A 12663-nucleotide genomic window follows, 5' to 3' on the forward strand; every position below is an offset into this window, starting at 1 on the left:
CGTTAATAATGCGTTAAAAAGAAAATTATAGTGCCCCAAAAGAACCGTAAAAGAAAAATAAATTAATTAAATTTTTGTAAGGACTTATTTTTCTTTTAGAACCTTTTGGTTGGCTAACAAAAGTTGCTTCCTTCGCTGAAGCATGGCGTCAGCCACTTTTGTACTATATACATAATATTTTTTCTGTTATAATAAGAAAATAAACAAATGACTGATAGTGAGGTGTAGGCAAAATGGCAAAGGTTATTGTTATAGGAGGCGGGCCAGCAGGTATTATGGCAGCTATAACGGCAGCTAAAAATAATGAAGTTATTTTAATAGAAAGAAATAATGAAATAGGCAAGAAGTTAAAACTTACTGGTGGCGGAAGATGCAATATCACTAATAACAGAGATATTGAAGAGTTTTTTGGTAAAATAGTAACTAATAATAAATTTTTATATAGTGCTTTATATACTTTTTCAAACTATCAATTATTAGAGTATTTAAGTGAAAAAGGATTAGAATATAAGGTAGAGTATGATGAAAAAGTATATACAAAAAGCGATAAAGCAGATGAAGTAATAGCTTTATTTGAAAATGAATTAAGAGAAAACTGTGTTAAGATATTATATAATACAAAAGTTGAAGATTTAATAATAAAGGAGAATGTAGTAAAAGGTGTGGTACTGGATACAGGTAGGTCTATTACAGGTGATAAAGTGATAGTTACAACTGGGGGAAAAAGCTTCCCTACAACAGGATCAGATGGAAGTATGTATGAAGTTCTTAAAAAACATGGCCATACAATAACACCTATTTATCCAGCTTTAATTCCCCTTGTTATAAAGGAGGAATTTGTTAAAAAACTTCAAGGTGTATCTATGAAGGATGTACATATACAAGCAAAAGTTAAAAAGAAGAAGTTTGAAAAAGAAGGAGATATGATATTTACTCATTTTGGAATATCAGGTCCAGCAGTATTAAAGATTTCTTCATATTTAAATAAGGCTTTAGCTGATGGTGAGGTAGAAGTGGTTTTAGATTTTCTTAAAGATAAATCAAAAGATGAACTTTCACAATTAATTAGAAGTAACAGTAATAAGACTGTATTAAATAATTTAAAGGGAATTTTACCACAAAATTTCTTAAAACAGATATTTGAAATGCTTAACTTAGTGGAAGTTAAAGCCAGTGATTTAAAAAAAGAAGATGAAATTAAGATAATTTCATATATAAAAGAAATGAAGCTTACAGCAAGGGAGACTTTAACTATAAAGGCAGCACAGGTAACTTCAGGTGGAGTTAAAGTAAAGGAGATTAATGCTTCTACCATGGAATCCAAATTAATAAATAATTTATATTTTGCCGGAGAAGTAATTGATATAGATGCTGAAACAGGTGGATATAATCTTCAAATGGCATTTTCAACAGGATATTTAGCAGGTAGTGACTTTTAAATTTAAAAAGCCTCATAGGATATTTCTATGAGGCTTAGTTTTATGCCGAAAGATAGGAGTATAACTTTTGCTAAGTGTTATTTGCTAAGTGTTATAATATATATTATGAAAAGAAATAATAAAATGTTACTAAAATAAAAAGTAGGCATAAAATATTAGTAAATCAATTATTTATAAATTTTAGAGAAAAAATGAATATATATGATTTAAATGAAATATATGAAATGCTTAAGAGAAATGGTTATGTAGAAAAGGAAGATAATATTTCAAGTAGTATTCCAGATATAGATCCTTCAGGGGGAGCTGATAGTAATTGCTGTGCTAATGTAAATTTAGATATTCCTGGAGGATTCCAAGATATAAATCCAATGTTTTTTTTAACTATTGGTGAAGTTATTGGTAATATTATATCAGGAAGTGTACCTTTTAATGTAGCTGTGGCTATATCAAATTGGCTTAACTTGGTAGGGCAAGCTATAGAAACTTATGGAGCACAGCAACAATATTTTCAAAATGGTCCAGGACGTTATTATGACTTAAGATATAAAAATGTAAATAATCCATTTTGTAGTTGTAATTCAAAAGAATCCAATTATAATTCTGAAGATAATTCAGAAGGTAGCAATAAAAAGAGTAGTGAAAGCTTAGAAATCATCATTGAAGAATTGAAAGATCAGATAGAAAAATTAAAAGCAAGAGTAAGCTTTTTAGAAAAGACTATAGTAGATAATATGAACCCTTAAGTTTAAATATACGTAATATGGTAATAAGCAATAGTATTATATAGTAGGAAAAATATATGGCTTGGGATGCAGATATTACTAATGATAAAATTAATAGAAAAAATAAGAATAAAAAAAGTGACAATAAAGAAAGTTACTATGAAAATCAACAAAATAAAGAGTGCGAAATAGATCCTACTGGTGGTGCAAGTGAAAATAAGTATAAATATTGTGATTTAGATATTCCCTTTGGCTTTCAAGATATAGATCCAATGCTTATTACTGTTTTAGGAGAAGTTATTGGAAGCATATTATCAGGCAATATGCCTTCTAATGTGGCAAATGCTTTTGGAAATTGGGTACAGTTAATTGCCCAAGTAATAGTAATGTTTAATGCTCAACAACAATATTATCAAGCAGGCCCAGGAAGGTATTATAGCCCAGAATATCGAAATATATCTAATCCCTTTATAGCAGAACCAGAAACTTCTGATGGCGGTGAACGAATTGTTAAGAAGAAAAACAAAAAGAAATCTCATAAAGAAAAAAAGCAAAGTTATAATGAGAAATATGAAGAAGATATTATAAGACAATTAAATGATAGAATTAGTGCACTGGAAAAAGAAATACAGGAATTAAAAAATAAAATGTAAGTTAGCAAAATAGCTTTACATTTTATTTTTTTATTTATAATTATATAATATTAATATATGGAAAAAAATAACTGTATAAAGAGGTAATTCTGTGATAGATAAATGTTTTAATCCATTATTATTATTTTTTATAATTCCCATATTATATTTAATATTTACATTTACTACTTATGGTAGAGAAGATGCTATAAGCAAAAACATTAAGATAATTAGAAGAATTTATTATAGTATATGGCTGTTTATTGCAGCTGTAATCATAAATATAATAGATGTAAAAAAGCTAGAAATCAATAATAGTTTTGGTATACCAAAAGTTATCTGGATGGTTTTTTTAGTGTTTATAGCTTCAATGGTAACGGCTGTAATATTAGATATATTAATAATATCAGCTAGTGGCTTAAAGGAAGTATCTTTAGGGTGGGCTAAAATTTCAAAAGATGAAGTACAAGCTAATATTGAAGAACAAAAAAATAATATGGATAAAATATTAGATAAAATAGAGTCTGAATATGAAGTAATTCAAAATTTTGAAGAGTATATACAAAGGCAATGTATAAGGAAAAAGTTAGAACAAGATTTTGAACATTTTAATTGGCCAGAGGAATTTAAAGAATTGACTCAATATTACTGTAATTTTCAAAGTAGTAATATAAAAGTAGCTTATTTAATTATGGATGACTTATTTAATAGAGAGCTAAAATTAACATATAATCTAACGGATACTAATATAAATACAGTAATAAAAGATATTAATGAAAATAAATCAACTATTGTGGCACAAAGATATCAATTGTTATTTATTCCTTATACGCCAGTATATTATAATAAAAAAATTGTTATTATATTAAAAGGTCGAGAATATATTTTTGAAGTAGAACAAAGATTTATAGTGAATTTATTTAAAATATTTGAAAATTATGTAACTGATATAATTGCAACATTAGAATATTAAAAGGTTACATTAAAACCATAGAAAGAAGGCATTTTATTATGAGTAAAATATCTGAACTATCATTTAAAGAAGCCATAAAGTTAGCAAAGAGAATAAAGGTAAAAGGCGGAGTAGGAGCAAAAACTGTTGATTTATCCAATAGAGGAGATTCTCTAAATAAAGCTAATTTAAAAAGTGAGCATATTTTAAAATCATTAAAGCAATAAAATTAACTAAAAAGAAAAGTAAATCATATAGTATATGGAAGCAATTTTAGGAAGGCGTACATGAATAGAGAAGAAAGTATTAAATTAGCAAGAGATATAAAGGCTAAAGGTGGTGTAGGCCCTAAAAAAATAGGTTTATCATATTCTAAGGATGATCCTTTAAATAAGATTAAAAGGAAAATTAATAGTATATTAAAAGAATAATAATATGAAAAAATTTGAGAAATAATATAATTGTAAAGCTGATTAATGTAGAAGAAGTATAAAAGCTTTGTAAGCATTAATGCAGCTTTATTTTATGATTAAATTGAATTAGATTATCTTTATTTTTCAAATATAAGTTTTTTATATTTGAAAATAATAATTAACATGTATAATAAAATTGTGAATGAAATAAAAAGGAGGCTTATTTGTGAGAAATGTTGAAAATTTAAGAGAGGCTATGAAAAGAAATAATATAAATTATTATATAATTCCAAGTAGTGATCCACATCAAAGTGAATATGTTTCAGAACATTATAGGGGAAGAGCATATATTTCAGGTTTTACTGGTTCAGCAGGTACTTTATTGGTAGGGGAAAATGAAGCAAAGCTTTGGACTGATGGACGATATTTTATTCAAGCACAGGAAGAATTAAACCAATCAGGGATAGATTTAATGAAGATGGCCACAGCTGGTGTTGATACATTACCTATGTGGATTAAGAAAAACGTAAAGAGCGGAGAAACTGTAGGGTTTGATGGAAGATGTTATTCAATAAATCAGTATAAGGAATTATTAGAAATTGCTAATGAAAATAAATTTAATATAGATATGGCCCATGATTTATTAGAAGATGTGTGGCAGGAAAGACCAGAATTGCCTAAAGGAGAAGTATTTATACATGATATTAAATATTGTGGAATGATGGCAAAAGATAAGATTGAAGATGTAAGACAAGCTATTGAAATGATGAATGGAGATGCTATGTTAATATCTTCATTAGATGATATAGCATGGCTTTTTAATATTAGAGGAAATGATATATTATTTAACCCTGTAGTTTTAAGTTATGCAATAATAACTAAAAATAGTGCACAGCTATATATAGATAAGTCAAAGGTTTCTGATGAAGTTAGAGAATTGCTTTTAATGGAAGGTATTGAAGTCCATGACTATAATCATATTGAAGAAGCAGTAGCACAGTTAAAAGGAAAGGTCATATTAGATCCGTCAAAAGTAAATGCAAGGTTATATTCATTAATTAATTGTGAAATTATTTTTAAGAGCAATATAACTACAGACTTAAAAGCCATAAAAAATGAAGTGGAAATTATGAACTTAGGTAAATGTCAGGTAAGAGATGGCGTTGCAATGGTTAAATTTATTAAATGGCTTAAGGAAAATGTGGGTAAGGAAAAGATTACAGAAATTTCTGCCAGTGAAAAATTGTCTCAGTTAAGAGCAGAAGGAGAACTATCTAAAGGTGATAGCTTTAAGACCATAGCTGGATATAAGGAACATGCAGCAATGATGCATTATTCTGCTAGTGAAGAAAGTGATTATGAATTAAAAGCAGAAGGATTATTCCTAGTTGATTCTGGCGGACAATATCTTGATGGCACTACTGATATAACAAGGACATTTGTTTTAGGAAAGCTTACTGAAGAAGAAAAGAAAGATTATACTTTAGTTTTAAAAGGACATATAAATTTAGCTAGAGCTAAGTTTCTAAAGGGAACCCATGGAGAAAATTTAGATATTCTTGCAAGAGGACCATTATGGAAACATGGATTAGATTATAAATGTGGAACTGGTCATGGAGTAGGTTTCTTCTTAAATGTTCATGAGGGACCTCAGGGATTAAGGCAAAGTGGAAATAAGGTTCCATTGGAGCTAGGTATGGTAATAACTAATGAGCCAGGAGTATATAAAGAAGGAAAGCATGGTATAAGAATTGAAAATACATTATTAGTTGTAAAAGATGAATTAAATGAAAATGGACAATTCTATAGATTTAATACTATTTCATATTGCCCAATAGATTTAAATGGTGTTAATGTAAAAATGCTAAACAAGGAAGAAAGATTATGGCTTAATAGATATCATAGAAATGTTTATGAAAGATTGAGTCCATATTTAAATAAAGAAGAAAAAGAATTTTTAAAATATGAAACCAGAGAAATATAGACATAAGATATAATAGGTTAATTTTAAAAAATAAAGTGTTGTAAAAATATATAGATAAGTTTACAATAAAAGGGACAATAATATATAAAATTTGCTAGGGGTGCTACAAAAAGCTGAGAGATATGACATAATCAACCCTTGTACCTGAACTGGATAATGCCAGCGGAGGAAAGCGTAAATCAATGATGAATGACGAATTATGAATGATGAATTAAAAGAAAACTACTTTTATTTAAGTAGCTTAATTATTTATTTATATTCAAGAGCTGTACTCTGGTAAGAGTGCAGCTTTTTTAACGCTTAGAAAAGTATAAAATTTTTAGCATAGGGAATACTAATAAATTAGCCATTTCTTATATACAGTGTTACTAATGCGTTAAAAAGAAAATTATAGTGCCCCAAAAGAACCGTAAAAGAAAAATAAATTAATTAAATTTTTGTAAGGACTTATTTTTCTTTTAGAACCTTTTGGTTGGCTAACAAAAGTTGCTTCCTTCGCTGAAGCGTGGCGTTAGCCACTTTTGTACTTTTGCTTAGATATTTGAGAGGTGGTGAGGTAAATGGAATCTGGTCCGATTAAGCTGAAGAGTAAAAATAAAAAAGTGAATAAAGCTATGGAAGAAGAGGTTTGCCTCACTGGCAAGCTTTAATCTTCCTGCCTTTAAGGAGGAGTAAAAATGAATCTAGAAATGACAGAAAAAAGATTATTAAAAATATTGATTCATGGTACTGATAAAGAGTTGGCAGAAATAATTGAAGATATTCATCCAGCAGATATTTTAGATGCAATTCATGAAAATGAAAATGAAGTAGGAAAAATATTAAATAGATTACCAGAATGGATGATTGCAGCAGTTATTGAAGAGGAAGATGATGATGAAGAAAAGTATAAGCTTTTAAAGAAGTTTCCTGAAAGTAAACAGAAGAAGATTTTAAATGAGATGTCCTCAGATGAAATAACAGATTTAATAGGAGTGCTAGATGATAAAGAATCTGAAGCCGTTTTAGAGAAAATAAATGCGGAAGATAGAAAAGATGTCCAAAGATTATTAGCTTACGAACCAGAAACAGCTGGTGGTATAATGGCTACAGAATTTATTTCTATAGATGAAAATAAATCTATTAGGGAAACTTTAAAATATCTTCAAAAGGAAGCACCAGATGCTGAAAGTATATATTATCTATACGTAGTGGATAAGAAGAGGATTTTAAGAGGTGTAGTATCACTAAGAGATATAGTATGTACTGATTTTGATATGAAAATTTCAGAAATAACCAATACTAATGTTATAGCCTTAAGATATGATATGGATCAGGAGGAAGTAGCCAATGCCTTTGAAAAGTATGGTTTTATATCAATGCCAGTAGTTGATGAAAAGGAAAAGCTTTTAGGGATAGTAACTGCTGATGATATCATGGAAGTAATAAAAGATGAATCCACTGAGGATATTCATCGTCTAGGAGGAATAGATGAAGAAGAAAAAGTTGATGGAACCTTAAGAGAATCAATAAAAAGTAGGCTTCCATGGCTGATGGTAAATTTGCTTACAGCACTTTTAGCTTCAGCGGTAGTAGGTATTTTTGAAGGAACTATTTCACAAGTAGTAACACTTGCAACATTTATGCCTATAGTTACTGGTATGGGAGGAAATGCAGGAACACAGACATTAACAATCATAGTAAGAGGTATAGCTTTAGGTGAGCTTACAGGTGAAAATGCTAAAAGAATATTAAAAAAAGAGATTTTAGTAGGGTTTACAACAGGAATCGCCATAGGTGCTGCCATTGCAGTAATAGGTTATCTATGGGAAAGAAACTTTATGTTTGGTATAGTTATAGGTACAGCAATGATTTTAAATATGGTGGTTGCCACAATAGCTGGCTTTATAGTTCCAGTAATATTAAAAAAAGTAAATGTAGATCCAGCATTAGCATCTGCTGTATTTGTTACCACAGTAACTGATGTTTTAGGATTTTTCTTCTTTTTAGGATTAGCTACTATTTTCATTAGTTATTTAAATTAGTAGCTCTTGTAAGAAAAAATATAAAAAAACCATATTTACTTAATCATATAAGTGAATAAAAATATGTTAAAATAATAATATATAATAAAAGAAAAATAGTAACCTTAATAATCCAGGACATCAGAAGAAAAAAGTGAGATTTTGATGTTCTGGATTTTATTGTATTAAAGTCAGCCACTTTTGTACTATTCATAATCCATCATTTATCATTCATAATTCATAATTAACCAAGGAGGGAGAATAATTTTGAAAAATTATAGAGTGCCAACACTGACCATTGCAGGCTCTGATTCTTCGGGGGGAGCAGGAGTACAAGCAGATTTAAAAACATTTAGTGCTATTGGTACATATGGAATGAGTGTTATTACGGCAGTAACAGCGCAAAATACAGAAGGTGTCTTTGCTGTTGAGGAGTTAAGTGGTGAAATAATAAAAAGTCAAATAAAAGCAGTCTTTGATGATATTGAGCCAGCAGCCGTAAAAATAGGTATGGTATCTAGTCCGGAAATAATAGTGGATATAGTAAATACCATTAAGAAATATAATCCAAGTTTTTTAGTAGTTGATCCAGTGATGATTTCTAAAAGCGGATATTCATTATTAAAACCTGAAGCAAAGGAAAATTTAATAAAATATCTAATTCCTATGGCTTACTTGGTAACGCCTAATGTTCCTGAAGCAGAAGAAATTACAGGTATAAAGATTAATTCTGTTACAGATATGAAACTGGCAGGAGAAAAAATATTGGAACTGGGGCCTAAATTTGTGTTGATGAAAGGTGGCCATTTAGATGGAGATGCAGTAGATGTATTAATAGGTGAGAATATTTTTCACGTATTTAAATCAAAGAGGCTAAATAGAAAAAATACCCATGGTACTGGATGTACAATATCATCTGCAATAACAGCTCATCTTGCATTGGGATATGATATTAAGGAATCTGTAGCATTAAGTAAGAAGTATATTACGGAAGCCATTGAGCATAGTTTTGATATGGGACACGGGGTAGGGCCAGTTCATCATTTTTATAAATTTGAAGAATCAAAGATAAAGTAAAGAAGAAAGAGAAAGTATTGGTGATATAAACTATGTATGAGTTAATAGACAAGGTTAAAGAAATAAACCCATTGGTAGTACATTATACTAACGAAGTAACAATAAATGATTGTGCAAATGTGACTTTGGCACTGGGAGCCAGTCCTCTTATGAGTTATAGTTATGAAGAGGTAGAAGAGGTAATAGGCATTTCTTCAGCAGTAGTTATCAATATAGGAACTATGAATTCATCAAGACTAGATTTGTTTGTACAAGCTGGAAAAGCAGCTAATAAATATAATAAACCTGTGATTTTTGACCCAGTGGGAGTTTTTGCAACAAAGACAAGAAGTGAATTTGTTAATAAGCTTTTAAATGAAGTGAAATTTGATGTGGTCAAGGGAAATGTAGCAGAAATTAAATATATATGTGGTCTAGATGTTAATGGAAAAGGTGTGGACTCTTTTGATGATGTAGAAGATATAAGTGAAATAGTGAAGAAAGCAGCTAAAAGATTAGAATGCGTAATAGTTGCTACTGGAGTTATTGATTATGTATCTGATGGTAAAAATGTTATAAAGATTGAAAATGGAACAGCAAAACTAAAAGGAATAACAGGTACTGGATGTATGACTGGTAGTTTAATAGGAAGCTTCTTAGGAACAGGAAAAAATAGATTAGAATCAGCTGCTATGGGGACGCTTGTTATGGGTATTGCAGGAGAATTAGCAGATGAAGGTAATACTCCTTTAGGAAGCTTCAAAGTAAAATTAATGGATAACATAAATAAGTTAAATAAGAATCTAATTGAAGAAAATGCAAGAATAACAAAAATAGAAGAAAAAATAAAATAATAAGCAGGGGGAATAAAGATGACAATATTTTTAGGAATAATTTCAGCAATTATAGTAATATCATATGTAATTGATTTTAAAAACAATAGAATGAGCACTAAGGAAATGGTAATGGCATCATTAATAGCTGCAATTTCTTTTGTGCTAAGCCTTATTCAAATAGTAAGATATCCACAAGGTGGAGGGATTGCACTGTTTTCAATGTTGCCAGTAATGCTTTTTTCATTACTTTATGGTAAGACAGCAGGGGTAACTGCAGGGCTTGTATTTGGATTATTATCACTATTAGATGGGCCTTATGTAATTCATCCAGTGCAATTTTTACTAGATTATATCTTCCCAACAATGGCATTAGGATTAGCGGGTACTTTTGGAAGTGATACAAAAATGAAAAGAATATGTGGACCTTTAATGGCGGTAGCTCTTAATGTATTTTCAAAATTCTTATCAGGTGTTGTTTTCTTTGGAGCCTTTGCACCAGAAAATATGGGAGCGGTGTTATATTCATTAATATATAACGGTTCAACAGCAGGAGTTGAAGGAATTCTTTGCATTGTAATACTAGCCATTTTACCATTTGACAGACTAAAGAAACACGCAAGAGCTTAGTAAGTTATGAATTATGAATGATGAATGATGAATTGAGGAATAAACTTCATTTTACATTCAAATAAGGGGGAGTTATGGAAGAGCTAAAACTATATTTAATTACTGATAGTGATATATTAAAGGGCCGTGATTTTTATCATTGTATAGAAGAGGCTTTAAAGGGTGGAGTTACCATGTTGCAGTTAAGGGAAAAAGAAGCTGATGGTAAAGAATTTTTAGAAAAAGCTATGAACCTTAGAGAGCTTACTAGGAAGTATGGTGTTAAATTTATCATAAATGATAGAATAGATATAGCAATGCTTTGTGATGCTGATGGAGTGCATCTTGGGCAAAGTGATATTCCAGCAAAGGAAGCAAGAAAATTGATGCCAGGAAAAATAATTGGTGTTTCTTGTAGGACAGTAGAAGAAGCTGAAAAGGCAAAGGAAGATGGAGCAGATTATCTAGGGGTAGGAGATATATTTGGTACCCAAACAAAGCTTGATGCCAAAAGAGTATCATTAGATACATTAAAAGACATTAAGGAGAAAGTAAATTTGCCAATAACAGCAATAGGTGGTTTAAACTTAGATAACTTAGATTATGTTAAAAAATGTAATATTGATGGATATGCTGTTATTTCAGCTATATTGGCCAAAGAAAATATTAAAAAAGAATGTGAAAGCTGGATAATAAAAATAAATAATTAATAAATGTGACAAGTCATAGGAAAAAAACGATTATTTTTCTATGACTTTTTATTATTAATAAGTGGTAAAATTTATATGAGATGGAGTTTATGGGAGGTAATGAGGTATGTCATATCGGTATTTATTAGATCTTGCGCTTATTTTACTAAGTACAAAAGTTTTATCGTTAGTTACGAAAAGATTTAAATTACCACAGGTGGTTGGAGCATTATTGGCAGGTTTAATATTAGGACCTGCGGTATTTAATATAATAGAGGAAACAGATTTTATTAGGCAGTTGGCAGAAGTGGGAGTTATAGTATTATTATTTAATGCAGGACTTGAAAGCAACTTAAGTGAATTTAAGAAAAGTGGAAAGACTTCATTTATAGTAGCAGTAATGGGAGTAATTATACCTTTAATTGGAGGTACAATTTTAGCATATTGTATAAACCATGGTAAAGTAGAAAATGTAAGTGCTTTTGTGCAAAATATATTTATAGGCTCTGTTTTAACAGCAACATCTGTTAGCATAACAGTGGAAACTTTAAGGGAGCTTGGAAAGGTATCTACTTCTGTAGGAAATATAATTGTAGGAGCAGCCATTATTGACGATGTCTTAGGAATGCTAGTTTTAACTATTATTACAAGTTTGGCTGGTTCATCTGTAAGTGTAATAAAGGTTATTGTAAAAATAGTAGGATTTTTTATATTTAGTATTATTGTAGGAATTATTACGTATAAATTATTTAATAAATGGGTGGATAAATATGATATTGATAAAAGGAGGTTTGTCATAGTATCTTTCGTAATATGTTTATTACTATCATTTAGTGCAGAAGAATTTTTTGGTGTTGCCGATATAACAGGGGCATATATAGCAGGTCTTGTACTTTCATCCAACAAAGAAACTATATATATAACAAAGAGATTTGAAACATTATCATATATATTATTATCACCAGTATTTTTTGCCAGTGTTGGTTTAAATGTAAAGCTACCAGATTTAAATGGAGAAATAGTGATTATTACTATAGCATTAATTGTAGTGGCTATTCTTACAAAGATTATAGGCTGTGGTTTAGGTGCCAAATTATGTGGATATAATAATATGGAGTCAATACAGATTGGTAGCGGTATGATTACTAGAGGTGAAGTAACACTTATTATTGCCAGTAAAGGATTAGCTTTAGGTTTAATGAGTAGTTATTTTTTAACACCAGTTATACTAATGGTAGTATTCACAAGTATATTTACACCAATATTATTAAAAATTGTTTTTTCAAAAGATAAAAGTAGCGTTCCAAGTTGATTTTATAGAAAGTAATCAA

13 protein-coding genes and 1 riboswitch are annotated in these 12663 nt (G+C 29.6%); all 13 genes read left to right on the plus strand.

The window, feature by feature from the left end; all coding sequences use genetic code 11:
- Positions 1 to 233: 233 nt before the first annotated feature.
- Positions 234 to 1439: an NAD(P)/FAD-dependent oxidoreductase gene (locus Q5O44_RS10690; RefSeq protein ID WP_022168416.1), complete on the plus strand. Its 1206-nt coding sequence runs from the start codon at positions 234 to 236 to the stop codon at positions 1437 to 1439.
- Between the two features lie 191 nt (positions 1440 to 1630).
- Positions 1631 to 2182 (plus strand): hypothetical protein, encoded by a 552-nt coding sequence (locus Q5O44_RS10695; protein ID WP_022168417.1) that lies wholly within the window; start codon positions 1631 to 1633, stop codon positions 2180 to 2182.
- 56 nt (positions 2183 to 2238) lie between these two features.
- Positions 2239 to 2814, plus strand: a complete 576-nt coding sequence (locus Q5O44_RS10700; RefSeq protein WP_022168418.1) for a hypothetical protein — start codon at positions 2239 to 2241, stop codon at positions 2812 to 2814.
- Positions 2815 to 2905: 91 nt separating this feature from the next.
- Positions 2906 to 3766, plus strand: a complete 861-nt coding sequence (locus tag Q5O44_RS10705; protein WP_022168419.1) for a hypothetical protein — start codon at positions 2906 to 2908, stop codon at positions 3764 to 3766.
- A 38-nt stretch (positions 3767 to 3804) separates the two neighbouring features.
- The gene (locus Q5O44_RS10710; protein ID WP_022168420.1) at positions 3805 to 3972 is read left to right on the plus strand and encodes a hypothetical protein; all 168 of its coding nucleotides are present in this window, start codon (positions 3805 to 3807) and stop codon (positions 3970 to 3972) included.
- 60 nt (positions 3973 to 4032) lie between these two features.
- Positions 4033 to 4176, plus strand: a complete 144-nt coding sequence (locus Q5O44_RS10715) for a hypothetical protein (protein WP_022168421.1) — start codon at positions 4033 to 4035, stop codon at positions 4174 to 4176.
- 208 nt (positions 4177 to 4384) lie between these two features.
- Positions 4385 to 6142, plus strand: a complete 1758-nt coding sequence (locus Q5O44_RS10720) for an aminopeptidase P family protein (RefSeq protein WP_022168422.1) — start codon at positions 4385 to 4387, stop codon at positions 6140 to 6142.
- 86 nt (positions 6143 to 6228) lie between these two features.
- A riboswitch (TPP riboswitch) is annotated at positions 6229 to 6330 on the plus strand.
- Between the two features lie 489 nt (positions 6331 to 6819).
- On the plus strand, positions 6820 to 8166 hold the full coding sequence (gene mgtE, locus Q5O44_RS10725; RefSeq protein ID WP_022168423.1) for a magnesium transporter: 1347 nt from the start codon (positions 6820 to 6822) through the stop codon (positions 8164 to 8166).
- A 246-nt stretch (positions 8167 to 8412) separates the two neighbouring features.
- Positions 8413 to 9222, plus strand: coding sequence for a bifunctional hydroxymethylpyrimidine kinase/phosphomethylpyrimidine kinase (thiD, locus tag Q5O44_RS10730; protein WP_022168424.1), 810 nt, complete (start codon positions 8413 to 8415; stop codon positions 9220 to 9222).
- Between the two features lie 32 nt (positions 9223 to 9254).
- The gene (thiM, locus tag Q5O44_RS10735; protein ID WP_022168425.1) at positions 9255 to 10055 is read left to right on the plus strand and encodes a hydroxyethylthiazole kinase; all 801 of its coding nucleotides are present in this window, start codon (positions 9255 to 9257) and stop codon (positions 10053 to 10055) included.
- Positions 10056 to 10073: 18 nt separating this feature from the next.
- Entirely contained in the window at positions 10074 to 10664 is a 591-nt protein-coding gene (gene thiT / locus Q5O44_RS10740) for an energy-coupled thiamine transporter ThiT (RefSeq protein ID WP_022168426.1), read from the plus strand.
- A gap of 74 nt (positions 10665 to 10738) precedes the next feature.
- Complete coding sequence (thiE, locus tag Q5O44_RS10745) at positions 10739 to 11353, plus strand: thiamine phosphate synthase (protein ID WP_022168427.1); 615 nt, start codon at positions 10739 to 10741, stop codon at positions 11351 to 11353.
- A 106-nt stretch (positions 11354 to 11459) separates the two neighbouring features.
- Positions 11460 to 12644, plus strand: a complete 1185-nt coding sequence (locus Q5O44_RS10750) for a cation:proton antiporter (protein WP_022168428.1) — start codon at positions 11460 to 11462, stop codon at positions 12642 to 12644.
- Positions 12645 to 12663 lie beyond the last annotated feature (19 nt).

This window comes from Clostridium sp. CAG:221, from assembly GCA_000435835.1.
Taxonomy (GTDB): Bacteria; Bacillota; Clostridia; order Clostridiales; family Clostridiaceae; genus Clostridium.